The organism is Jatrophihabitans lederbergiae (assembly GCF_031845305.1).
GTDB classification, from domain to species: domain Bacteria; phylum Actinomycetota; class Actinomycetes; order Mycobacteriales; family Jatrophihabitantaceae; genus Jatrophihabitans_A; species Jatrophihabitans_A lederbergiae.
In genome coordinates this window covers 194,697-218,191 of the sequence record NZ_JAVREH010000002.1, presented here as the reverse complement: position 1 = coordinate 218,191, position 23,495 = coordinate 194,697, and the positions used below count along the sequence as shown (strand labels likewise).

The window sequence follows — 23,495 nt, the reverse complement described above, 5'->3', positions numbered from 1 at the left end:
CCGTCCGTGGCAGATTCGTGCCATCACTTACCCGAACGATCCCCAGGTGCGCCGCTCAGCGCAGGACGGGCTCGCTGACGGGCTCCGCTTCCGGTCGCGACCCAGGCAGCGGCTCCACCCGCAGCCTGGCGGCTCGACGGCCTTCGATCTCGAGAACCTGGACGACATGTCCCTCGATCTCGACCCGATCGCCGACCTGGGGCAGCTTGCCGAGCCGGGCCATCAGGAAACCACCGGCCGTCTCGTACGGCCCGTCGGGCAACGAGAAGCCGGTGAACTCGGCGAATTCCCCCAAGTTGCAGCGGCCGTCGATCTCGACCACCCCGCCGGTGAGACGCCGGTTGGCCTCCTCGTCCTCGTCGTACTCGTCCCGGATATCTCCGATGACCTCTTCGATCAGGTCTTCCAGGCTGACGATGCCGTCGGTGCCGCCGTACTCATCGACCACCAGCGCGACGTGGTGGCCCTCACGGCGCATCTCGCTCAGCGCGGACAGCACCTTCTTGGAGCCGGGCAGCACCTTGATCTCGCGCACCAGGTCACCGATCACCAGGGACCGGTCCAGCGACGGCTCGGTGCCCGGGGCGCCCAGGAAGAGATCGCGGATGTGCACGAACCCGAGGACGTCGTCGCTGCTGCGACCGATCACCGGATACCGCGAGTGCGGCGCGTCGCCGGCCAGCTTGATGGCCCGGCTGACCGTCATGGTGGCATCGAGGAACGTCACGTCCGTCCGCGAGATCATCACCTCGCTGACCGAGCGCTCGCCTGCGGCGAACACCTCGTCGATGAGCCGTCGCTCGTCGCTGGTCAGGGACTCGTGGGCGGCCACCAGCCCGCGGAGCTCCTCTTCACTGATGGACTCCCGGCCGGCGTTCGGGTCGCCGCCGAGCACCCGGACCACCAGGTCGGTGCATGCGGACAGCAACCAGATGAGCGGCCGGAACACGGTCGCCATCCGGTCCAGGGTCGGGCCGAAGAGCATCGCGGCCCCCTCGGGCCGCTGCAACGCCAGCCGCTTGGGAGCGAGCTCGCCTACGACGAGTGTCACGAACGAGATCAACAGGGTGACCCCGACGATACCCACGACACCCGACAGCGTCTCGCCGACGCCGTGCTGGATCAGCGAGTTCTTGGCCGCCTCGGACAGCGTCACCGCGCCGAACGCCGAGGACAGCAGCGCCGTGGAGGTGACGCCGATCTGCACGGAGGCCAGGAACCGGTTCGGATCGTCCAGCAGCCGGGCCACCGCCTGGCCGCGCCGGCCCGACTCCGCCATGGTCTTGGCCTGGCCCTCACGAAGCGACACCAGCGCGATCTCGGCAGCCACGAACAGTCCCTCGACCAGGATCAGGGCAAGGACGATCAGGACGTTGAGGGCTGTGCCGTTCATGTAGCGGTTTGCTCCTCGAGTCGAATGCCTGGCTCCAAGTGTAGGGTCGGATTCTCGCGATCCAACGAGAACGGAAACTCGACTGCCATGCGAGTGCTCGTGACCGGCGGCGCCGGCTACATCGGAAGTGTCGTGACCGCCGAGCTGCTCGGCGCCGGTCACCAGGTCACCGTGCTGGACGACCTGTCCACCGGTCACGCCGACGCCGTGCCCGAGGGCGCCGAATTCGTGCGAACCTCGATCACCGAAGCGCATGATGTCCTCGCCGCCGGTCGGTTCGACGCCGTGCTGCACTTCGCCGCCAAGTCGCTGGTGGCCGAATCCGTTGTCAAGCCGGAGCTGTACTGGCAGAACAACGTGGTCGGCAGTTTCGCGCTGCTGGAGTCGATGCGCCGCCATGGCGTCCGCAAGATGGTGTTCTCCTCGACCGCCGCGACCTACGGCGAGCCCGAAACCACCCCGATTCCGGAGTCGTCCCCGACCCGGCCGACCAACCCGTACGGCGCCGGAAAGCTGGCGATCGACGAGATGCTCACCAGCTACGCCGTGGCACACGGCCTGGCCGCGGTCAGCCTGCGCTACTTCAATGTGGCCGGTGCCCGGATCACGCCGGACGGAATGCTCGGCGAGCGGCACGCCACCGAGACACACCTCATTCCCATCGCCCTTCAAGTGGCGGCCGGCCTGCGGCCGCAGCTCCAGGTCAACGGCGTGCACTACCCGACGCCGGACGGCTCCTGCGTCCGCGACTACATCCACGTGCTGGACCTGGCCGACGCCCACCTGCGCGCCATCGAGTGGACCCGCGAGCATTCCGAGGGGCACCTGATCTGCAACCTCGGCTCCGGCGGCGGATCGTCCGTCCGTGAGGTCATCGATTCGGTGCGGCGGGTCACCGGCAAGCCGACACCCGCGGTGGACGCTCCCAACCGCCCCGGTGACCCGGCCGTCCTGATCGCCTCGAACGCCAAGGCGGCCGCCGAACTCGGGTGGCGCCCCACCAGGGGCTTGGACGAGATGGTCGCCGACGCCTGGACCTTTCTGCAGACCCGGCAACCGTCGGAGAGCGCCGGATGAGCGGTACCAGCTGGCGCGCGCCCGGCCGGGTCAACCTGATCGGTGAACACACCGACTACAACGACGGATTCTGCCTGCCGCTGGCCATTCCGCAGGGCTGCACCGCGACGCTGTCGGCGCTGGACGAGCCGGTGCTCGAGGTGGCCTCGGCGCAGCGGGGCAAGCCCGTCGAGATCGCGCTCGCCGACCTTCGTCCGGGCCTGCTCGGCGAGGACGGCGCGTGGGCCGGTTACGCCGCGGGCGTGGTGTGGGCGCTGGCCGAGCGGGGTCACCAGCTCCGCGGGCTGTCCATCAGCATCGACGGAGACGTCCCCGGCGGGGCGGGGCTGTCCTCGTCCGCGGCGCTGGAATGCTCCGTCGCCGCGGCCCTGAACGACCTGTGGGACCTGGGGCTCACCCGGTCCGAGCTGGTCGCGGTCGCCCGCGAGGCCGAGAACGGCTTCGTCGGGGCGCCGACCGGCGGCATGGACCAGCTGGCGTCGGTGCTCGGCGAGCAGGACCGGGTGCTGCTCTGCGACATGCGCTCGCTGTCGGTCGAGCCGGTGAGCTTCGATCTGGAGGCAGCCGGCCTGACCCTGCTGGTCATCGACACCAAGGCACCCCACCAGCTGACCGACGGCCTGTACGGCGAGCGCCGGTCGGCGTGCGAGCAGGCGGCCCGGCAGCTCGGCGTGAACGCCCTGCGCGATGTGACGCTGGAGGACCTGGCCGAGGCGATGGGCCGCCTCGACGACGAAACGCTGCGCAAGCGGGCCCGGCACGTGATCACCGAGAACGACCGCACCCTGGCGTGCGCGGACCTGCTGCGCACCGGCCAGCTCCGCCAGACGGGACCGCTGTTGACCGCCTCGCACGCGAGCATGCGCGACGACTTCGAGATCACGGTGCCCGAGGTCGACCTGGCCGTCGAGGTGCTGCTCGCGTTCGGTGCGTTCGGTGCCCGGATGACCGGTGGCGGCTTCGGTGGCTGCGTGATCGCGCTGATGGAGCCGGCCCGGGCCCGCGCCGGTGCGATTGCCGTCGAGGCGGCGTTCGCCGGGCGCGACTACACGCTGCCGGTCAGCTTTTCGGTGACCGCGGCGCAGGGTACGCACAAGCTGCACTAGCCCACCAGACCGAACATAAGGCAACACCGGCGTTCTGCTCGATGCGCCGCGATGACCGCTTCTGGCATCCTTTTCAAGCAGATTTCGCTTCAGTTACCGGTTCTCTCTTGACAAGGCGCGTTCGGTTCCGCTGAATGATGGTTACTTCTGTGAGGTGAGCTACCTCGCAAAGCCACTCTAGGAGGCGCCATGTCATCGAAAGCCACCGGTCCCATCGTCGGCGTGGGCGATTCCGGGCCGAGCCGGCGTGCCGTCCTGAAAGGCTTCGGGGCGGGCGCGGCCGGCATTGCCGCTGCTCCCCTGCTGGCGGCGTGCACCGGTGGCAGCAAGCCCTCCAGCGGCAACAGCGGCAGCGCGTCGAAGTCGGTCACCGTGGGCTCGGGCAGCTCCGACGCCGTCCCCAAGCGTGCGTACCAGGCGGTGTTGGACGCGTTCAAGGCCAAGTCCGGCGACACCGTCAAGGTCAACACCGTGCCGCACAACGACTTTCAGAACAACATCAACTCCTACCTCAACGGCAGCCCGGACGACGCCTTCACCTGGTTCGCCGGTTACCGGGCGCGCTACTACGCCACCAAGGGCCTGGTCGCCCCGATCGACGATGTCTGGGAGAAGATCGGTGGCAACTTCTCCGACGCTCTCGCGAAGGCCTCGACCGGCGACGACGGCAAGAAGTACTTCGTCCCCAACTACAACTATCCGTGGGGATTCTTCTATCGCAAGAGTCTGTGGAACTCGAAGGGCTACCAGGTGCCGGCCACCTTCGACGCGCTGAAGTCGCTGTGCGCCCAGATGCAGAAGGACGGCCTGACGCCGATAGCCTTTGCCGACAAGGACGGCTGGCCCGCGATGGGCACCTTCGACTACATCAACATGCGCACCAACGGCTACCAGTTCCACGTCGACCTCTGCGCGCACAAGGAGTCCTGGGACCAGCAGAAGGTCAAGGACGTCTTCGACAACTGGAAGGCGCTGCTGCCGTATCAGGACAAGGCCGCCCTCGGCGCAACCTGGCAGGAGGCGGCTACCACGCTGGCTCGAAAGAAGTCCGGCATGTATCTGCTCGGCTCGTTCGTCACCCAGCAGTTCACGGATAAAACCGTGCTGGACGACATCGACTTCTTTCCGTTCCCCAGCATGGCCGTCGAGGGCACCGACGCCATCGAAGCGCCCATTGACGGGCTGATGCTGTCCAAGAAGGGCGGTAGCAACCAGGCCGCGAAGGATCTGCTGGCCTACCTGGGTACCGGTGCCGGTCAGGACGTCTACGCCTCGATCGACACCTCGAACCTGCAGACCGCCAAGGACGCCGACACCTCGAAGTTCACGCCGCTGAACAAGAAGTGCGCCGACGCGATCGCACATGCCAAGTACATCAGCCAGTTCTTCGACCGGGATGCCTTGCCCACCATGGCGAACAACGTGATGCTGCCCGCGCTACAGGGCTTCCTCAAGGACGGCAGCATCGATACCAAACAGCTCGAGGCCCAGGCGAAGACCCTCTACCAGGCGTAACGGACGGCAGGGGTAGTGCGAATGACGGGTGTAGCGCGATGACCGATCTGCCGCTGGCGGCCGTCCCCCCACAGGAGCTGGCACCCACCGCGCCGCGCGGTGTTCCGGTGGCCGGCCGGGGCCGTGGGGTGCAGCGGCTGTCCCGCCGGGACAAGGTGGTGCTAGGGGTGATGGTCGGGGTGCCGACCCTGTTGTAGGCCCTGCTGATCTGGATTCCGATGCTGCTGTCGGTGGCGCTGTCCTTCACCCGGTGGGACGGGCTGGCGCTGTCCGACATCCGCTCCGCCGGGGTGAGCAACTACAGCTACGTGACCAAGGACTACCCGCCGTTCTGGCCCGCCGTGCAGCACAACGTGATCTGGCTGCTGTTCCTGGCGCTGGTCGCGACCCCGCTCGGGCTGCTGGTAGCGGTGCTGCTGGATCAGAACATCCGGGGCAGCCGCATCTACCAGAGCATCTTCTTCACGCCGGTGATGCTGTCGCTGGTGCTGGTCGGCATCATCTGGCAGTTGATGTACGAGCGCAACGACGGCCTGGTCAACCACGTCCTGGGCACCGCGGACACGCCGCACGCGATCGACTGGTTCGGAAACTCCAGCGTCAACCTGTGGGCCGCGCTGGTGGCCGCGACCTGGCGGCATACCGGCTACATCATGGTGCTGTACCTGGCCGGCCTCAAGGGCGTCGACCCGTCCCTGAAAGAGGCTGCGGCGATCGACGGCGCGACCGCCCGGCAGACGTTCTTCCGGGTGGTGTTTCCCGCGATGCGCCCGATCAACATCGTGGTAGTCGTCATCACCATCATCGAGGCGCTGCGGGCCTTCGACATCGTCTACGTCATCAACCGCGGCACCAACGGCCTCGAACTGATCAGCGCGCTGGTCGTGCAGAACCTCGTCGGCGAGGGGCAGATCATCGGCGTCGGATCGGCGCTGGCGGTGCTGCTGCTGGTCATCTCGCTGGTGCCGATCACCTTCTACCTCGCCCGGACGTTCCGAAAGGCGGACCGATGAGCTCGTCGGCAACCCTCAGCACGCCGGTCCAGGACGCTCCGGCAGCACGGCGCCGGTTCAGTGGGTCCGGCCGCCAGCCCAGCGGGGCACCCGGTGCTCGTCACTACGGAACGCACCTGTTCCTCATCACAATGGCGGTGCTGTGGCTGATCCCCCTGCTGTGGACGGTGTTCACCGCGCTGCGGCCCAAGTCAGCAGTCGACGCGCATGGCTACTGGAGCCTCAAGGGCAGCTTCGGCTTCGGCAACTTCAGCACCGCCTGGAAGCAGGCCGGCCTGCAGACGTACTTCGTGAACTCGCTGATCATCACGGTGCCGTCGGTGCTGCTGACCATCGCCCTGGCCTCGATGATGGCCTTCGCCGTGAGCCGGTTCCGGTGGAGGTTCAACGTCACGCTGCTGATCATGTTCACCGCCGGCAACCTGCTGCCGCCGCAGGTACTCGCGGCGCCGCTGTTCGCGATGTTCAAGCACACACCGCTTCCGTACTCGGTCAGCGACTCCGGCAACCTGCTCAACACCTACTACTCGGTGATCGCGGTCGACGTCGCCTTCCAGGTCGGGTTCTGCACCTTCGTGCTGTCCAACTACATGAAGGCGCTGCCCGAGGACCTCACCGAGGCGGCCCTGGTCGACGGAGCCGGCGTCTGGCGCCAGTACGCGGCGATCGTGCTGCCGCTGTGCCGACCGGCGCTCGCCGCGCTCGGTACGCTCGAAGTCATCTGGATCTACAACGACTTCTTCTGGCCCCTGCTGTTCATCCAGAGCGGCGACCGGCTGCCCATCACGACAGGTGTGAAGAACCTGCAGGGGGATTTCCTCAGCAATTACAACCTGATCGCCGCCGGAGCCACCATCACGGTGATCCCCACCCTGCTCGTGTACCTGGCACTGCAGCGCCAATTCATCTCTGGCTTGACCCTTGGAGCAAGCAAGGGCTGAGCGGAACCCACGATCCGGAAAGGCAGTACCGCCTTGGCAGAGCAGCACGTCGTCACTCTGAAGCTCGATCCTGCGATCGCCAGGGTGCATGAGGAGGGCTGGCAGTCCTGGTCACCCGCCACGGACTACCCGGTGACCGGGTTGCCGCACCGGGCACCCAGCGCGGTGTCCTACCGCGGCAACTACGGCGGTACCCGGCCGCAGCCGGCACCGGGCACCTTCCGCGGCGAGGGGGTGCTGGCCGTCGACCCGGGCAACGGCGATCCGATCGTGGTGGTGGGCACCGAGTCCGCCGCGGAGTCCGTCCCCCGGATCACCGCTCAGCTGCGCGGAGCTGAACTCACGGTGACCGCCTCTGCTGCGGTGACGGTGACCGAGCATTCCGCCGAGGCCGGGCTGCAGGCCGCGCTCGGGCAGTTCGCCGACGACTTCGCCGCGCAGGCCGGCGTTGGTGAGCTGCGACCGGCTCCGACCATCTGGTGCTCCTGGTACCACTACTTCACCGGCGTCCGGCAGACCGACATCGAAGAGAACCTGGCGGCCATCGCCGAGCACGGGCTGCCCGTCGACGTCGTCCAGCTCGACGACGGCTACCAGAGCGAGATCGGCGACTGGCTGACCCTGTCGGACCGGTTCAGCTCGCTGGCCGGCATGGTGTCGCAGATCAAGGACTCCGGACGGCGAGCGGGCGTGTGGATCGCGCCGTTTCTCGCCGGCAGCAAGTCCCGGCTGTTCGCCGAGCACCCGGACTGGCTGATCCGCGACGAGGGTGAGCTGGTCGAGGCACACCACAACTGGGGCCAGGTGACGTACGGCCTGGACACCACTCATCCCGGAGTTCAGGCTTATCTTGCCGAGGTGTTCGGCTACCTGCTCGACGCCGGCTTCGACTTCTTCAAGACCGACTTCGTCTACGCCGCGGCCCTGGACGGCGACCGGCACGGCGGCCTGACCCCGGTCGCCGCGTACCGGCTCGGGCTGGACCTGATCCGCCAGGGCATCGGCGACTCCTACCTGCTCGGCTGCGGCGCTCCGCTGCTGCCCAGTGTCGGCAAGGTCGACGCGATGCGGATCAGCCCGGACACCGGCCCTCGTTTCGAGCCGGAGAACGGTGACCTCGGCAAGCCGAGCGGCCGGGCCGCGATCCTCACCAGCACCGGACGGGCCTGGCAGCACGGCAGGTTCTGGGTGAACGACCCGGACTGCCTGATCGTCCGGCCCGAGGTCGAGAACCGCCAGGCGTTGGCGAACTACATCTCGCGCGTCGGTGGCCTGCGCGGCTCGTCGGATCGGATCGCCGCCCTGGACGACTGGGGCCTGCGAACCACGCACGAGCTGCTGTCGACCGTTCCGCCGGCCACTCCGTTTGCTTGAGTCCGATTCGCCTGAGCAGGAGCCCTTCATGCACCGCGTCACTTCCCGGCTGTCCGACGACGGCCGTCCGACCCTCGCCTTCGGCGGCGACTACAACCCCGAGCAGTGGCCGGAGCAGGTGTGGGACGAGGACGTGCGGCTGATGCGCGAGGCCGGCGTGAACCTCGTCAGCGTCGGCATCTTCAGCTGGGCGCTGCTCGAGCCGGCCGAGGGGGTGTACGAGTTCGGCTGGCTCGACCGGGTGCTGGAGCTGTTGCACCGTAACGGCATCCGGGTCGACCTGGCCAACGCCACCGCCTCGCCGCCGCCCTGGTTCTCGTCCCGCTATCCCGAGTCGCTGCCGGTGACGGCCGAGGGCGTCCGGCTGTCCTACGGCTCCCGCCAGGCGTTCTGCCCGTCCAGCCCGGACTACCGTCGCGCCGCCGCCGCGCTGACCCAGGCCATCGTCGAGCGCTACCGGCAACATCCGGCGGTGGTGCTCTGGCACGTCCACAACGAGTACGGCTGCCACAACGCGCACTGCTTCTGTGACGTGTCCGCGGCCGCCTTCCGGCGCTGGCTGCAGAACCGGTACGGCAGCCTGGACGAGCTGAACTCCGCGTGGGCAACGGCATTCTGGTCCCAGCGCTACTACGACTGGGACGAGGTGATCCCGCCCCGGGTGTCGCCCACCTGGGTCAACCCCACGCAGCAGCTGGACTACTGGCGCTTCTCCTCCGACGAGCTGCTGGAGTGCTACCGGTCCGAGGCCGCGATCCTTCGCGCCAACTCCTCGCAGCCGGTCACCACGAACTTCATGTCGTTCTTCAAGCCGGTCGACTACTTCGCCTGGGCGCCGGAGCTGGACGTGGTGTCCAACGACCATTACCTGATCGCCGACGATCCAAACCCGGCCGAGCACCTGGCTATGTCGGCGGACCTGATGCGCGGGCTGGCGGGCGGCAAGGGATGGCTGCTGATGGAGCATTCGACCTCGGCGGTGAACTGGCAGCCGCGCAATGTCGCGAAGGCACCCGGTGAGCTGCTGCGCAACTCCCTGCAGCACCTGGCACGGGGGGCCGACGGCACGCTGTTCTTCCAGTGGCGCGCCTCTGCCGCCGGGGCGGAGAAGTTCCACTCCACCCTGCTGCCGCATGCCGGCACGGACACCAAGGTCTGGCGCGAGGTGGTCGAGCTGGGCACCGCGCTGAGCAAGCTGGGTGAGGTCGCCGGCACCGTGGTCGAGCCGCCACAGGTGGCGATCGCCTACGACTGGAACTCCTGGTGGGCGGCCGAGCTGGACTCGCACCCGTCGGTGGACGTCTCTCCGCTGGCCGGCGCCCGGCAGCTGTACTCCGCCCTCTGGCGCTCGGGCGTGGGCTGCGACTTCGTCCACCCGAGCGGGCCCCTGGAGAAGTACCGGGTGGTGCTGGTGCCGCAGCTGTACCTGCTGAGCGCCGAGAACGCGGCCGCCCTCAGCCGCTTCGCCGAGGCCGGCGGCACGGTGCTGGTGAGCTACTTCTCCGGCATCTCCGACCCGAACGACCGCATTTACCTCGGCGGCTATCCCGGAGCGCTGCGGGAGCTGCTCGGCGTCCGGATCGAGGAGTTCTTCCCGCTGCTGCCGGGCCAGAGAGTCGCTCTCCGGCCAGCCGAAGGCGCCCCGTCCTACGGCGAGGGGACGGTCTGGTCCGAACTCGGCCGGACGGCGGGGGCCGAGTTGGTCGCGTCCTACGCCGGCGGCCCGGTCGCCGGTTCGCCCGCCATCACCCGTAACGCGATCGGAATGGGTGCCGCCTGGTACCTGGGCACCCAGCTCGGCGACGACGCCCTGGCTGCGCTGCTGGCTCGGGTACTGGCCGAAGCTGGCGTGCAGGGGCTCGGGCTGCCGGACACCCCGCACGTACCGGCTGGGGTCGAGGTGGTCCGCCGGACGGGGGATGGCCGGACGTTCACCTTCGTGATCAACCACACCGCCGACCCGGTGGAGCTACCTATGCCAGGTGCCGAGCTGCTCACCGGCACGGCCGTGGTCGACAGTCTGAGCGTTCCGGCTGGAGCGGTTCGGGTGGTTCAGAGCTGACCACAGCTGAGTCGTTCCCGGGTTCTGTCGGAGGCCGCTTGTAGGTTTTCGGGTATGCGGTTTCTGCACACCTCCGACTGGCATCTGGGCCGGACCCTGCACGGTGTCGACCTGCTGGATGCCCAGCGCGCGGTGCTTGCCCAGATCCGCTCGTTGGTCAGCGATCCGGTGGACGGAATCGCCATCGACGCGGTGATCGTCGCCGGCGATGTCTATGACCGCGCGGTGCCGCCGATCGAGGCCGTGACGCTGCTGCAGGACACCCTGGCCGCCTTGGTGGAGCACACCACTGTCATTGTCACGGCCGGCAACCACGACTCCGCGATCCGGCTCGGCTTCGGCTCCCGGCTGTTCACCGATCGCCTGCAGGTGCGGACGGACCTGGCGTCCGTCGGCGAACCGGTGCTCATCTCGGACCCGGGCGGTGCTGGCGAGCCGGTGGCCGTCTACCCGCTGCCCTATCTCGATCCGGACGCGGCCCGGGCTGCCCTGTCCGACAGCGGCGAACCGCTCGAACGCTCGCACCAGGCGGTGATGGCCGCGGCGATGAGCCGGGTCCGCGCCGATCTCGCGCGGCGACCCGTCGGCACCCGCTCCATGGTGGTCGCGCACGCGTTCGTGGTGGGTGGCGCACCGAGTGAGAGCGAGCGGTCCATCGTGGTCGGCGGCGTGCACAGCGTCGCGGCAGACACCTTCGAGGGCGTCGACTATGTGGCGCTCGGGCACCTGCACGGCCCACAGCAGCCCAAGCCCTCCGGCGCCGGTGCCTCGACCACCGTGCTGCGCTACTCCGGTTCCCCGCTGCGCTACTCCTTCTCCGAACTCGCCCAGGCCAAGTCCGTCACCTTGGTCGATCTGGCCGCCGACGGGCAGGTCGGCATTACGGCCGTTCCGCTGAGCCAGCCTCGCGACATGGCGGAGCTGACCGCCACGCTGGACGAGGTGCTTGCCGATTCGGCTCACGTACAGAACTGGGTGCGCATCACGGTCACCGACCGGACCCGTCCGGACCGGCTCTTCGACCGCGTCAAGTCCCACTATCCGTACGTGCTGCAGGTGCTCCACCTGCCGGCCGGGGCCGGGCCGGCCGGCGAGAGTGCGGCCATCGCGGCCCGTGAGCAGAGCCCGCGCGAGCTCGGGGCGGACTTCGTGCGGCACGTCACCGGACTGGGGGCGGCGGAGGTCGAACTGGACCTGTTCGCCGAGGCCTACCAGGCCGCGCTGAGCGAGCCGGGGGCCAGCTGATGCGCCTGCACCGGCTCAGCATGACGGCGATCGGCCCGTTCCTCGGCGCCGTCGAGATCGACTTCACCCGGCTCGGGCAGAGCGGGCTGTTCCTGCTCGAAGGGCCGACCGGCGCGGGTAAGTCGACCGTGGTGGACGCCATCAGCTTCGCCCTCTACGGCAAGGTCGCGCAGGCCTCCGCGGTCGCCGAGCGGTTGAAGTCCCACCATGCCCCGCTGGCCGACGAGCCGGTGGTCGAGCTGGTGTTCGAGACCCAGAGCGGGGTCTACCGGGTCCGCCGCACCCCCAGCTTCGATCGCCCCAAGAAGCGCGGCACCGGCAGCCTGACCGCCTCCATGACCGTCAAGCTCTGGCGGCTGACCTCACCGGACGAGCCGCACCGCGGTGAGCTGCTGTCGACCAATCTCGGCGACGCCGAGGACGAGATCACCCGAGCCGTCGGGCTGACCCACGCCCAGTTCGTCCAAACCGTGGTGCTGCCGCAGGGCGAGTTCGCCAACTTCCTGCGCGCCGATACCACCACCAAGCGCGCCCTGCTGCAGAAGCTGTTCGGCACCGAACTGCTCGCCCGGACCCAGGACCAGCTGATCGAGGGCCGCCGCAAGGCTGAGCAGTTGCGGACAGCCGGGGCAGCGGCGGTCACCAAGGCCGCGCACGCGTTCCTCGGCGCGGCCGCCGTGGACGCGTCCGTCGCCGCCGAGCTGATCCAGTCGATCGAGGCTGGTGACGGCACTCGCCTGATGGAGCAACTGGCTGCCGTCCGCGCCGCCCTGCTGGCCGACGAGGCTGCCACCGGCGAGGCCTATGCCTCGGCCTCCAGCCGCCGGCTGACCGCTCAGACGACGGTGCAGACCGCGCGGGAGGTGTTCCGGCGCCGCGCGCTGCGCGACCAGTTGCGAGGCGAACAGCAGCGGTTGGCAGCGGGGTCCGACGCCCAGGCCGCCGCCTGCGCCGAACTTGCCGCGGCGGAGCGCGCGCTGGCCGTGCTTCCCGCCGCCAACGCGCTCGTCACCGCGATCGGCCGCTCGGACGAGGCGCAGGACGCCGACAGCGCGGCACGCCAACGACTCCGCCCGCCGCTGCGGGTGCTCGACGAAGCGGCACTTCGGGCGGCCAACGCCGAGCTGCGCACCTCTGTCGGCGCACTGGCCGAGCCGCTGCGGCGTGAGCGCGAGCTGGCACCGCTGCGCGCCGAGCGGCACGACGCGCTGGCCGAACGTGAGCGGCACGTGGCTCTGCACAACACCGCGTCAAGCGCGCTGGCCGAACTTCCGCAACGGCAGCGAGCGCTCAGCGTGGCCCGGGACGTCGCCGCGACGGCCACCGCGCACCTTCCCTCGCTCACCTCCGAGCGTGACCGGGCCGCGAAGCGACTGGTCGCAGCCGAACGCGCGGCCGAGGCCGCCGAACTCGCCGCGCAGAACCAGCTGCTGACCCAGGAGGCACTGCGGGCTGCCGAAGAACACGAGGTCCGGTTGGTGTCCCTGCGCAACAGCTGGCGGGCCAGCATCGCCAGCGAACTCGGCCTGGCGTTGAAGAGCGGGAACCCGTGCGTGGTGTGCGGATCGGTTGAGCATCCGCAGCCGGCCCGCCGCGCACCGGACCAGGTGACCCGCGACGATCTCGATCGCGCCGAGCGGCGGCTGGCGCTGCTGCACGACACGGTGCAGACCCGGCGTGAAGAGCTCAACCGGCAGAAGACCGAGCTGGCACTGTTGCAGACCGCCGCAGACCAGCTGAGCACCGACGTGGCCGCCGTGCAGCTCGACCGCGCCGCCGCCGCGCTCGCCACGGCGCAGGCGACCGCGGCCGAGCTGGCGGGAATCGAGGCTGAGCTCGCCGAGTGCGCGGGGCTGGCCACCGAGCTCGCCGAGCAGGCACGTCAGGCGGCCCTTGCCGAGACCAGGCTGGCCGAGCGAGTCGACAGCCTTTCCAGTCGCATCGACCAGGACGAGCGGGCGGTGGCCGCGGCCCGCGCCGATCAGCCGACGGTTGCCGACCGAGCGCGGCTGCTCCAGGACGAGATCCGCCTCATCGATGACGCCGCGACAGCCGCATGCGCCGCGGACGCCACCGTGCGGGCTGCCGAAGAGGCCGGGGCCGGGTTCGCCGCGGCGCTGAGCGCCGCGGAGTTCGACGGCGAGCCGAGCTGGCGCCACGCCACCCGCACCAGTTCCCAGCTCGCGGGCCTGCGTACCCACATCCGCGGTTACGAGGACGAGTGGGCCGCCCTGGTCACCCGGTTGTCGGACCCCGACCTGACCGATCCGGAGCTGGACGCGCCGGCGCCGGAGCTGGCCGAACTGGCGGAGTCACTGCGCGCCGCCGAGGCCGACGAGAAAGCCGCGGCTGCCCTGCACGGAGCTGCGAAGGACCGGCGGGCCTCCTCGGCCACCCACGCCGACCGGCTCGATGCTGCCCTGGCGCGAAGCGCCGCGGTGCTCAGCCAGACCGCACCCGCCATCCGGATCGGCTACCTCGCTGCCGGATTGGGCGACAACCAGCTCAAGATGGACCTCACCACGTACGTACTGGTGCGCCGGTTCACCGAGATCCTGAGTGCGGCGAACACCCAGCTGCGCCGGATCTCCGGCGGCCGCTACGAGCTCGAACACACCGATGCGCGTAGCGGCAACGCCCGCTCCGGTCTGGGCCTGCGGGTACTCGATCTGCACACCGGACGGCCACGCGATCCCGGCACGCTGTCCGGCGGTGAGACGTTCTACGTGTCACTGTCGCTGGCGCTCGGTCTGGCGGACGTGGTGCGCGCCGAGTCCGGTGGCATCGACCTGGGCACGCTGTTCATCGACGAGGGTTTCGGCACGCTCGACCACGAGGTGCTGGATCAGGTACTCGTCGTACTCGAAGGGCTGCGCGAGGGCGGCCGGGTGGTGGGCATCATCAGCCACGTCGACGAGTTGAAGACCCGGGTGCCAGACCGGATCGAAGTCCGGCGCAACCCCGACGGCTCGTCGCGCCTCACCATCACGGCATGAGCCGATCACGCAGCCGCGCACAGCCGTAGCCGTAACTGTGAGCAGCTGGCCGATCAGTCGGCACGCCAGCCGAACCGGGGCGGCCGGCGCTCCAGAAATGCGCGCGGCCCCTCAGCCCCGTCCGGGCTTCGTCGCCATTCCCCCATCCATCGCTCGTAAATCGCGTCCGGCTCACCGCTGCCGTCCGGCTCACCGCTGCCGTCCGAGCCACCGCTGCGGTCCGTTATCGCGTTGATCAGCTCCTTGGCGGCGAGCTGGGTCATCGGCGCCAGTGCCAGCAGCTGTGCCACCAGCCGGTCGACGGCCGCGTCCAGGTCCCGCGCGGCGACCGTCTCGTCAACCAGTCCGAGCCGCAGCGCCGCGGGCCCGTCCAGGACCTCGGCCGTGAACAGCAGCCGCTTGGCAGCGGCCGGGCCGATCAGATCGACGAGCGCCCGGGTCGAGGACACCGCGTAGATTACGCCCAGCTTGGCCGGTGGCACGGCGAAGAGGGCGGTGTCGTCGGCGATCCGCAGATCGCAGGCGGCGGCGAGCTGGGTGCCGCCACCCATGCAATGACCGCTGATCCGGGCGATGGTCGGCACCGCCAGGTTCCGCAGCGCCTGCTCGGCCCGTCCCACCACCGCCTTCATGGTGTCGTCGTCCTCGGACAGCGCGCTGATGTCCGCCCCGGCGCAGAACGACTGCCCCGCGCCGCTGAGAACCACAGCGCGCAGCTCCCGATCGGCGGCCAGCTCCGCGCAGATGTCGGTCAGCCCACGCCACATTTCCACCGTCAGGGCATTGCGCTTGCCGGGCCGGTCGATCATCACCCGGGCCACGCCACCGGCATGCGTCAGCTGGAAGTTCGGGTACGGACGCGCCACCGAAAGCTGCCTCCCCGCTACTCGAACCAGACCGTCACGGGGGCGCGTGATGGCTCCACCGCTCGGCATAACTCGCCGCCCGTCCGACCACCGCCTTCACCAACCGCTGGGTCAGGCCGGGCGTGCTGAGCTGGTAGTCGATCGAACGAGCCGGCTACGCCATCGCCTTCTGCAGGTTGGCGTCGATCGCGGCGAGGAAGTCCTCGGTGGTCAGCCACGGAGTCTCCTTCGAGATGAGCAACGCCAGGTCCTTGGTCATCTGACCGGACTCGACGGTCTCGATGCAGACCCGCTCCAGGGTCTCGGCGAACTCGGTCACCTCGGGGGTGTTGTCGAGCTTGCCACGGTGGGCCAGGCCACGGGTCCAGGCGAAGATCGAGGCGATCGGGTTGGTCGAGGTCGGCTGGCCCTTCTGGTGCTGGCGGTAGTGCCGGGTGACCGTGCCGTGCGCCGCCTCGGCCTCGACGGTCTGGCCGTCCGGGGTCGCGAGCACGGATGTCATCAGGCCCAGCGAGCCGAAGCCCTGCGCGACGATGTCGGACTGGACGTCACCGTCGTAGTTCTTGCACGCCCACACGTAGCCGCCCTCCCACTTCAGCGCCGACGCGACCATGTCGTCGATCAGCCGGTGCTCGTAGGTCAGGCCAGCTGACTTGAACGCCTCTGCAAACTCAGCCTCGAAGATCTCTTCGAAGATGTCCTTGAACCGGCCGTCATAGCCCTTGAGGATGGTGTTCTTCGTGGACAGGTACACCGGGTAGTTGCGCTGCAGGCCGTAGTTCAGCGAGGCCCGGGCGAAGTCGCGGATCGAGGCGTCCAGGTTGTACATCGCCAGCGCGACACCGGGGCCGGGGAACTCGAAGACATTAAGGATCGTGGGCGCTTGGTCCTGATCAGTACCGTCCTTCGGCGTGAAGGTCAGCGTCAACGTGCCCTCGCCCGGCACCTTCAGGTCGGTGGCACGGTACTGGTCACCGAAGGCGTGCCTGCCGACGACGATCGGCTTGGTCCAGCCCGGCACCAGCCGCGGCACGTTCTGCATGATGATCGGCTCGCGGAAGATGACGCCGCCGAGGATGTTGCGGATGGTGCCGTTCGGCGACTTCCACATCTTCTTCAGGCCGAACTCCTCCACCCGCGCCTCGTCCGGGGTGATGGTGGCGCACTTGACGCCGACGCCGTGGCGTTTGATGGCCTCGGCCGCATCGATGGTGACCTGGTCGTCGGTGGCATCGCGGTGCTCGATGCCCAGGTCGTAGTAGTCGAGGTTCACGTCCAGGTACGGATGGATCAGCCGGTCCTTGATGAACTGCCAGATGATCCGCGTCATCTCATCGCCGTCGAGCTCTACGACGGTTCCTACCACCTTGATCTTCGACATCTACGGCCTCTCGGTTGCCTCGATTGCGCGGTTGCGCGGTTGCTGCCAGCACGTCCACCTGTGGCGGCGCTCTGAGATGCGAGCCTACTAATGCGCGGCTGCCTCGAACCGGTCGGCGTCGGCGAAAGGAGCTGCTGACACAGACGCGGTCACCGCGGGTTATCTTCGCTGCCATGACCCGCAGCGACGCGAGCAATTCTCCGACCGCCTCTTTCCGGACGGCGACGGCGGTGGACGCTCTCGCCGACCGGTTCCTGCTGGCCTCGGCAGCCCTGGACCCGCTGATGGCGACCAGTGCCGGCCTCGTGGGCTATGACGAGAAGATGCCCGACCTGTCACCGGACGGGCTGGTGGCGCACGCCGACCTGCTCAGGACCACCCGCGCCGAGTTGGCGGACAGTACGGCCACCGACGACGTCGACAAGGTGACGATCGCCGCGATGGGTGAGCGGATCGGCGTCGCCCTGGCTGCCCACGAGCACGGCGAGCGGCTGCGGGACCTGAACAACATCGCCAGTCCGGTCCAGGGCCTGCGCGACGTGTTCGACCTGATGCCGATCACCACCGCCGAGGACTGGTCCACCATCGCCACCCGGCTGGGTGGGATCCCCGACGCCGTCGAGGGCTATCTGGCCTCGCTGCGGCTCGCGGCCGGCCGGGGCGATGTCGCGGCCGGCCGGCAGGTGCGGGCCTGCGTGGAGCAGTGCGAGCGCAACCTCGGGCCCGACGGCTTCTTCGCCGCCTTCGTCGCGGGTGCCGCTGCCGGTGCTGGCAACCAGCCGCTGCCGGATTCGCTGCGCGCCGACCTCGATCGCGGCTCGCAGGCCGCCCAGGCCGGTTACCGTCGGCTGCGCGACTTCCTCGCCGACGAGCTGCTGCCGCAGGCTCCGGCGGCCGACCCGGTCGGCCGGGACCGGTACGCCATCGCGTCGCGGCAGTTCCTGGGCACCACGGTCGACCTGGACGAGACGTACGAGTGGGGCCAGCAGGAGCTTGCCCGGATCACCGGACTGATGTGCGAGACCGCCGAGGACATCAAGCCTGGCGCGTCCATCGCGGAGGCGATCGAATTCCTCGACGCCGACCCGAGCCGCAAGCTGGACGGAACGCAGGCCCTGCAGACCTGGATGCAGCAGGCCTCTGACAGCGCGCTGGCAGCCCTGGACGGAACGCACTTCGACATTCCCGAGCCGGTGCGGGCGCTGGAGTGCCGGATCGCGCCGACCACCACCGGCGTCATCTACTACACCGGGCCCTCCGACGACTTCTCGCGGCCCGGGCGGATGTGGTGGTCGGTGCCCGAGGGCGTCACCCAGTTCTCCACCTGGCGCGAGCTGACGACCGTGTACCACGAGGGCACGCCGGGTCACCATCTGCAGATGGCGCAGACGGTGTACCGCCGGGAGCTGCTCAACAGCTGGCGCCGGCTCGGGACCTGGGTCTCGGGCCACGGCGAGGGCTGGGCGCTGTACGCGGAGTGGCTGATGGCTGATCTCGGCTTCATGGACGACCCGGCCAACCGGCTCGGCCTGCTGGACGCCCAGTCGCTGCGCTCGGCGCGGGTGGTCCTCGACATCGGCGTGCACTGCGGGCTGCCCGCTCCCGCCGAGGTGGGCGGCGGGGACTGGAGCTATGACAAGGCACTGACGTTCCTCGGCTCGCACACCACGCTGGCGCCGGAGATCGTCCGGTTCGAGCTGGAGCGCTACCTCGGCTGGCCGGGCCAGGCCCCGTCCTACAAGCTCGGCGAGGCGCACTGGCTGCGGTTGCGCGACGAGTCCCGGGCGCGCGCCGGCAGCGACTTCAACCTCAAAGACTTCCATCGCCGGGCCCTGGATATCGGCAGCGTCGGCCTGGACGTCCTCAGCCAGGCGGTGCTGGACGAACTGTGAACCGCGCACGACTCTGAACCCAGGCCTCGCGCCGAGCCCACCCAGGTTCACCAGCAAAAGCTCAACCACGATTCAAAGTGAGCCCCAACCGTCACGGCCCGAGAGTTCTGGGAAGACGAATTTTGCTGGGCCGAGGGCTAGTCGAGCGGCAGAGGCTTGATCTCGTGGGGGTACACCCCGTAGATGTACGGCCCGGGCTCCTGAGCTACCTACGCGATCGCAGTCAAGTTGCCGAGATACCGCTCGGCCAGCTCGTTGGCAGTGATGTCAGCCCTCGGGATACAGAACAGTCGAGCCTCGTTAGTCCTGACCGACTGTCTTTCGAGGTCGTTGCGCCGAATCGCGGCATCCTTGTGGAAGCCAATCCAACCACGTTCGGCGGTGAGCTTGATCCAGTCGGGGTCTTCGACGGCCTGGCCTAGCTTCTCGCCGTAGTGCTCCCGCATGGTCGTGAGTTCAACGCCGGCCGCTCTGAGTAGCCGAGGGAGCTGCAGACCCCCGCTCCAAGGCTGCGATCGACAAAGATGTGCGGCAAAGCCGCCAGTACGGACGCTTTAGGCGCTGAGGTCGAGTGCGTCACGCAGGTCACTCACCGGCACGCCGTAGTCCTCGGAGACTGCATCGAAGCTCTCCCCCGCCATCAGCGGCCCCAGCGCATCAGCGACCTTGACGCCGCTATTGCCAAAGACAGGTTGACCGTAGCTGCGCCGGGGGTCCAACACGACATTGGCGTGTTGGTATTGGGGCCAATCTGATCAGAGAGGCGTAGTTGTCCTTCCCGAAGCTGACCTGCTTGAGATAGTGCTGGACCAGCTCTTTGAAGACGTACTGACCCGATCGAGGCACGATGAGACGCTTGACCAGCTCGTCGTCCGGGCTCCCCTCCCCCGATCTCTGGGCGAAGTTCCAGAGCACCTCGGCGCCGTCGGTGTATAGGTCTTTCGAGGCCAGAGCGTGCGGGCCGACTTCCTTCAACAGCCAGTCGATGGACGGTCGAATGCATTGCATCGGGACGCCCGCTCTCCGGAAGGCGTTGAGGACGTAGGCCTCAGCAATGCCCACGAACGGCAGCCGGGCATGGCCGCGCTGGCTCGGGGTGATCGAGGTAATGATCGGAGCACCCTTGACGGTCCGAGCCACCTGGCGATCGTGGCGGTGATGCTCATAGCCATCGGCCCAGGTGGTGAGGGTCGGCCTCGACACTCTGAGGTAGGTCGACGCTTCGCCCAGGGTGTAGAGCGGCACCGTGAAGCGGCTGTCTTGCGTTGTTGTCGCAGTCATGATCTACCCCCTTCGCTGAGCTGAGTCTGACACTAAGGTGCGCCCAGAGCGCCCATGCGCCCCGCCTCGCCGTGTCGGAGCCCGTACGGAACCGCTGTGCCGAGCGGTTCCGTACGCAGCTGGGCGAGATCCATGGGACAGACCGCTAGATCAGGCCCAGTTCCTTGACCGCGTCACGCTCGCCCACCAGCTCGGCCACCGAAGCATCGATCCGGGCGCGGGAGAACTCGTCGATCTCCAGGCCCTGGACGATCTGCCAGGCACCGTTCTTCGACATTGCCGGGAAGCCGGCGATCAGGCCCTCGGGGACGCCGTACGAGCCGTCGGACACCATGCCGACGGAAACCCAGTCGCCCTCGGGGGTGCCGTTCACCCAGTCATGGACGTGGTCGATGGCCGCGCTGCCGGCCGAGGCCGCCGAACTCGCGCCCCGGGCCTCGATGATCGCGGCGCCGCGCTTGGCGACCGTGGGGATGAACTCGTTCTCGATCCAGGCCTGGTCGCCGACCAGCTCAGCGGCGTTCTCGCCACCGACCTCGGCGTGCACCAGGTCGGGGTACTGGCTCGCGGAGTGGTTGCCCCACACCGTCATCCGGCGGATGTCGCCGACCGCGGCACCGGTCTTCTTGGCCAGCTGGCTGATCGCCCGGTTGTGGTCCAGCCGCATCATGGCGGTGAACCGGTCCCGGGGAACGTCCGGGGCATGCGAGGCCGCGATCAGAGCGTTGGTGTTCGCCGGGTTTCCGACGACCAGCACCCGCACGTCGTCGGCCGCCACGGCGTTGATGGCCTCGCCCTGGGGCTTGAAGATACCGCCGTTGGCCGAGAGCAGGTCGCCCCGCTCCATGCCGGCGGTGCGCGGCCGGGCGCCGACCAGCAGGGCGATGTTCGTGCCGTCGAAGGCGACGCGCGGGTCATCGGTGATGTCGATGCCGCGCAGCAGGCCAAACGCGCAGTCGTCGAGCTCCATCGCGGTGCCCTCGGCCGCCTTCAGCGCCGGCGGAATCTCGAGCAGCCGGAGCCGCAGCGGGACGTCCGGGCCGAGCAGCTGGCCTGACGCGATACGGAACAGGAGCCCGTAGCCGATCTGACCGGCAGCACCGGTCACGGTGACATTAACTGGGGTAGTCGTCATAACGGCCAGATTACAGCGCGGCGGTTATCTCAGCGCTGGGGCAGTAAGAGCGCGAACACCATCGCCAGCAGGCCGAAACTCCAGTAACAGGCGACGTCGAAGGGCCGGCGGCGGACCCGCAGCAGGCCGGCCTGCTCGTCGCTCAGCACCAGCCGCAGGCAGCCGGCCGCCGCCATCCCGACCGTGACCGCGCCCACCGCGCGCAACCAGTGCTGCGGCGCCACCATGACCGAGAACATCGCACCGAGCTCGATGAGCAGCACCAGGCCGAACGGGGCCTCTTTCAGGTCCCGGCTGTGCACCCACGCCGCCATGCCTCCGGCCCTAACCGGCCAGGCGCTCGGCGGCGGCGACCACATTGCTCAGCAGCATCGCCCGGGTCATCGGCCCGACGCCGCCCGGGTTGGGCGCGACGTGCCCCGCCACCTCGGCCACGTCCTTGGCGACGTCCCCGGCGATCTTGCCCTCGACCCGGCTGACACCCACATCCAGGACGGCCGCGCCGGGCTTGACCATGTCGGCGGTGATGAGATCCGGCACGCCGGCCGCCGCAACGACGATGTCGGCCTGGCGCACCAGGGCGGCGAGGTCGCGGGTGCCGGTGTGGCACAGGGTGACGGTCGCGTTCTCGCTGCGGCGGGTCAGCAGCAGTCCGAGCGGCCGTCCCACCGTCAGGCCCCGGCCGACGACCACGGCATGGGCTCCGGCGATCGGCACGTCATAGCGGCGCAGCAGTTCGATGATGCCCAGCGGCGTGCAGGGCAGCGGCGCCTGCCGTCCGAGCACCAGGGAGCCGAGGTTGATCGGGTGCAGGCCGTCGACGTCCTTGTCGGGGCGGACCCGGCTCAGGATCTCGAACTCGTCCAGCCCGGTCGGCTGCTGCACCAGGAAGGCGGTGCACGCGGGGTCGGAGTTCAGCTCTGCCACCACGGCTTGGACCTCGTCCAGGGTGCTGGTGGCGGGAAGCTCGCGCTGGATGCTGGCGATACCGATCTCGGCGCAGTCCTTGTGCTTGGCCGCGACGTACCACTTGCTGCCGGGATCGTCCCCGACCAGGACGGTGCCCAGCCCCGGCACGACGCCCCGGTCGGCCAGCGCCGCGACCCGCTGCTTCAACTCGGCCTTGATCGTCGCCAGGGTGGCCTTGCCATCGAGAATCGTCGCCGTCACCCCTGCCATCTTGCCAGCCGGGCCTGCGCTAATCCGCCGGGGACGCACCGCCCGGCGAATCCGGCTTCTGCTTCTGCCACGGCCAGCGTCCGGTGATCTCCAGCTCCAGCGAGAAGCTCAGGAACGTCCTGATCAGCACGATTCCCGCCAGCACGGCGACGCTGGTGGCCGTCGGGGTCACCGCGACCGTCCGGATGATGTCGGCCGCCACCAGCAGCTCCAGCCCCAGCAGGATCGATCGACCCAGTTGCTGGCGGTAGCGGCGGTAGACGTCCGGACCGTGCTGGCGCGCCCCGTTCGCGGCGGCCACCGTCGCCGCGAGCGCGCCGACGACCATCACCCCGACCCCGGCTCCGTCGATGCACTTGCCGACGGTCTCGACCACCTCGAGAAACGTCATGTCAGCCGATCCGCAGGCCGAAGTACTGCGCGAAGCCGAGAGCCTGCTCGACCTCGACCCGGGCACCGGTCAGGTCGACCTGCCGGGGGTCCAGACCCTCGATCACGGCACCGCGCAGGTCGGCGTCCCGGAAGGACGCGGAGTTGCATCGCAGCCCCCGCAGATCGGCCCGGTTGAACACGCTGCGATCGAGCTTGGCGCCCACCACGTTGGCGTCCACCAGCTTGACGTCGGAGAAGTCCAGGTCCCGCAGGTCCGCTCCGCCCAGCGACACCGCGGTGAAGTCGCCGCCGTCGATGACCGTCGAGCGCAGGGGCGTGTCGTTGAAGACCGAGCCGGTCAGCTTGCAGTCCACCAGGCTGGCGCCGGTCAGCCGCGCCCGGTCGAACGAGCACGCCACGAACGCGGTACGCAGGTGCGCTGACCCGACGAGCTCAGCGCGGTCGAAACTGCAGTCGGTGAACGAGCAGGCCTCGGTCTGCACCTCGTCCATCGAGGCCTCGTCGAACCGGCAGCTCGTGAAGGAGGCGCGTTCGATCCGGAGCTGCCGCAGATCCGTGTCGACGAAGTCCTCGCCGACGATCTCGTCCGCACTGGCCAGCAGCCGCGCGAACCACTCCGGTGGTTCCGATATCACCACGACGGCGG

Annotated in this window: 18 protein-coding genes and 2 pseudogenes; 10 read left to right on the top strand and 10 right to left on the bottom strand. The window is 69.0% G+C overall.

The annotated features are described in order from the left end of the window. Positions 1–55 precede the first annotated feature (55 nt). The gene (locus RM423_RS02570) at positions 56–1,393 is read right to left on the bottom strand and encodes a hemolysin family protein (RefSeq protein ID WP_311421423.1); all 1,338 of its coding nucleotides are present in this window, start codon (positions 1,391–1,393) and stop codon (positions 56–58) included. An 87-nt stretch (positions 1,394–1,480) separates the two neighbouring features. Here RM423_RS02570 and galE point away from each other — a divergent pair, with 87 nt between their 5' ends. The 9 genes and pseudogenes from galE to RM423_RS02520 all read left to right on the top strand — a co-directional run bounded on the left by galE (position 1,481) and on the right by RM423_RS02520 (position 14,722). Further along, a complete protein-coding gene (galE, locus tag RM423_RS02565; RefSeq protein ID WP_311421422.1) occupies positions 1,481–2,470 on the top strand; it encodes a UDP-glucose 4-epimerase GalE in 990 nt (329 codons plus the stop codon). Next, positions 2,467–3,576: a galactokinase gene (galK, locus tag RM423_RS02560; protein ID WP_311421421.1), complete on the top strand. Its 1,110-nt coding sequence runs from the start codon at positions 2,467–2,469 to the stop codon at positions 3,574–3,576. Before galE ends, galK begins: the two co-directional genes overlap by 4 nt. 189 nt (positions 3,577–3,765) lie before the next feature. After that, positions 3,766–5,091, top strand: coding sequence for an ABC transporter substrate-binding protein (locus RM423_RS02555; protein WP_311421420.1), 1,326 nt, complete (start codon positions 3,766–3,768; stop codon positions 5,089–5,091). A 38-nt stretch (positions 5,092–5,129) separates the two neighbouring features. Beyond that, positions 5,130–6,104: pseudogene (locus RM423_RS02545) on the top strand (carbohydrate ABC transporter permease). After that, positions 6,101–7,045 carry a carbohydrate ABC transporter permease gene (locus RM423_RS02540; protein ID WP_311421417.1) on the top strand — a complete coding sequence of 315 codons (945 nt, stop codon included), beginning with the start codon at positions 6,101–6,103 and terminating at the stop codon, positions 7,043–7,045. The pseudogene RM423_RS02545 and the gene RM423_RS02540 overlap by 4 nt, the downstream one beginning before the upstream one ends. A gap of 33 nt (positions 7,046–7,078) precedes the next feature. Further along, entirely contained in the window at positions 7,079–8,419 is a 1,341-nt protein-coding gene (locus tag RM423_RS02535) for a glycoside hydrolase family 36 protein (RefSeq protein WP_311421416.1), read from the top strand. Positions 8,420–8,447: 28 nt separating this feature from the next. Then, on the top strand, positions 8,448–10,481 hold the full coding sequence (locus tag RM423_RS02530) for a beta-galactosidase (protein ID WP_311421415.1): 2,034 nt from the start codon (positions 8,448–8,450) through the stop codon (positions 10,479–10,481). A 54-nt stretch (positions 10,482–10,535) separates the two neighbouring features. Next, a complete protein-coding gene (locus RM423_RS02525) occupies positions 10,536–11,726 on the top strand; it encodes an exonuclease SbcCD subunit D (RefSeq protein ID WP_311421414.1) in 1,191 nt (396 codons plus the stop codon). Beyond that, entirely contained in the window at positions 11,726–14,722 is a 2,997-nt protein-coding gene (locus RM423_RS02520; RefSeq protein ID WP_311421413.1) for an SMC family ATPase, read from the top strand. The genes RM423_RS02525 and RM423_RS02520 overlap by 1 nt, the downstream gene beginning before the upstream one ends. A 53-nt stretch (positions 14,723–14,775) precedes the next feature. Here RM423_RS02520 and RM423_RS02515 read toward each other — a convergent pair whose 3' ends face one another. Then, positions 14,776–15,588, bottom strand: a complete 813-nt coding sequence (locus RM423_RS02515) for an enoyl-CoA hydratase/isomerase family protein (RefSeq protein ID WP_311421412.1) — start codon at positions 15,586–15,588, stop codon at positions 14,776–14,778. Between the two features lie 154 nt (positions 15,589–15,742). Continuing rightward, the gene (locus RM423_RS02510) at positions 15,743–16,969 is read right to left on the bottom strand and encodes an NADP-dependent isocitrate dehydrogenase (protein WP_311421411.1); all 1,227 of its coding nucleotides are present in this window, start codon (positions 16,967–16,969) and stop codon (positions 15,743–15,745) included. A gap of 173 nt (positions 16,970–17,142) precedes the next feature. Here RM423_RS02510 and RM423_RS02505 point away from each other — a divergent pair, with 173 nt between their 5' ends. Then, positions 17,143–18,861 carry a DUF885 domain-containing protein gene (locus RM423_RS02505; protein WP_311421410.1) on the top strand — a complete coding sequence of 573 codons (1,719 nt, stop codon included), beginning with the start codon at positions 17,143–17,145 and terminating at the stop codon, positions 18,859–18,861. A 209-nt stretch (positions 18,862–19,070) separates the two neighbouring features. Here the strand turns inward: RM423_RS02505 and RM423_RS02500 are convergent, their stop codons facing one another. The 7 genes and pseudogenes from RM423_RS02500 to RM423_RS02470 form a co-directional block, all read right to left on the bottom strand. After that, positions 19,071–19,307, bottom strand: coding sequence for a PIN-like domain-containing protein (locus tag RM423_RS02500; protein WP_396327562.1), 237 nt, complete (start codon positions 19,305–19,307; stop codon positions 19,071–19,073). A gap of 108 nt (positions 19,308–19,415) precedes the next feature. Beyond that, positions 19,416–20,142 (bottom strand): annotated as a pseudogene (locus tag RM423_RS02495) (Rv2018 family toxin-antitoxin system antitoxin). A 145-nt stretch (positions 20,143–20,287) separates the two neighbouring features. After that, entirely contained in the window at positions 20,288–21,277 is a 990-nt protein-coding gene (locus RM423_RS02490) for a malate dehydrogenase (RefSeq protein WP_311421408.1), read from the bottom strand. Positions 21,278–21,306: 29 nt separating this feature from the next. After that, positions 21,307–21,591 (bottom strand): DUF3017 domain-containing protein, encoded by a 285-nt coding sequence (locus tag RM423_RS02485; protein ID WP_311421407.1) that lies wholly within the window; start codon positions 21,589–21,591, stop codon positions 21,307–21,309. A 10-nt stretch (positions 21,592–21,601) separates the two neighbouring features. Then, a complete protein-coding gene (locus tag RM423_RS02480) occupies positions 21,602–22,447 on the bottom strand; it encodes a bifunctional methylenetetrahydrofolate dehydrogenase/methenyltetrahydrofolate cyclohydrolase (RefSeq protein ID WP_311421406.1) in 846 nt (281 codons plus the stop codon). Positions 22,448–22,475: 28 nt separating this feature from the next. Next, positions 22,476–22,847: a DUF1622 domain-containing protein gene (locus RM423_RS02475; RefSeq protein ID WP_311421405.1), complete on the bottom strand. Its 372-nt coding sequence runs from the start codon at positions 22,845–22,847 to the stop codon at positions 22,476–22,478. A gap of 1 nt (position 22,848) precedes the next feature. Continuing rightward, positions 22,849–23,487, bottom strand: coding sequence for a pentapeptide repeat-containing protein (locus tag RM423_RS02470; RefSeq protein WP_311421404.1), 639 nt, complete (start codon positions 23,485–23,487; stop codon positions 22,849–22,851). Positions 23,488–23,495: the final 8 nt, after the last annotated feature.

What these genes read in the sequence shown, in the direction of transcription:
- RM423_RS02555 (WP_311421420.1), top strand. Translation starts at nt 3,766, where the DNA reads ATGTCATCGAAAGCCACCGGTCCCATCGTCGGCGTGGGCGATTCCGGG.
- RM423_RS02570 (WP_311421423.1), bottom strand. Translation starts at nt 1,393, where the DNA reads ATGAACGGCACAGCCCTCAACGTCCTGATCGTCCTTGCCCTGATCCTG.
- RM423_RS02505 (WP_311421410.1), top strand. Translation starts at nt 17,143, where the DNA reads ATGACCCGCAGCGACGCGAGCAATTCTCCGACCGCCTCTTTCCGGACG.
- RM423_RS02500 (WP_396327562.1), bottom strand. Translation starts at nt 19,307, where the DNA reads ATGCGGGAGCACTACGGCGAGAAGCTAGGCCAGGCCGTCGAAGACCCC.
- galK (WP_311421421.1), top strand. Translation starts at nt 2,467, where the DNA reads ATGAGCGGTACCAGCTGGCGCGCGCCCGGCCGGGTCAACCTGATCGGT.
- RM423_RS02530 (WP_311421415.1), top strand. Translation starts at nt 8,448, where the DNA reads ATGCACCGCGTCACTTCCCGGCTGTCCGACGACGGCCGTCCGACCCTC.
- RM423_RS02485 (WP_311421407.1), bottom strand. Translation starts at nt 21,591, where the DNA reads ATGGCGGCGTGGGTGCACAGCCGGGACCTGAAAGAGGCCCCGTTCGGC.
- RM423_RS02525 (WP_311421414.1), top strand. Translation starts at nt 10,536, where the DNA reads ATGCGGTTTCTGCACACCTCCGACTGGCATCTGGGCCGGACCCTGCAC.
- RM423_RS02510 (WP_311421411.1), bottom strand. Translation starts at nt 16,969, where the DNA reads ATGTCGAAGATCAAGGTGGTAGGAACCGTCGTAGAGCTCGACGGCGAT.
- RM423_RS02490 (WP_311421408.1), bottom strand. Translation starts at nt 21,277, where the DNA reads ATGACGACTACCCCAGTTAATGTCACCGTGACCGGTGCTGCCGGTCAG.
- RM423_RS02520 (WP_311421413.1), top strand. Translation starts at nt 11,726, where the DNA reads ATGCGCCTGCACCGGCTCAGCATGACGGCGATCGGCCCGTTCCTCGGC.
- RM423_RS02540 (WP_311421417.1), top strand. Translation starts at nt 6,101, where the DNA reads ATGAGCTCGTCGGCAACCCTCAGCACGCCGGTCCAGGACGCTCCGGCA.
- RM423_RS02475 (WP_311421405.1), bottom strand. Translation starts at nt 22,847, where the DNA reads ATGACGTTTCTCGAGGTGGTCGAGACCGTCGGCAAGTGCATCGACGGA.
- galE (WP_311421422.1), top strand. Translation starts at nt 1,481, where the DNA reads ATGCGAGTGCTCGTGACCGGCGGCGCCGGCTACATCGGAAGTGTCGTG.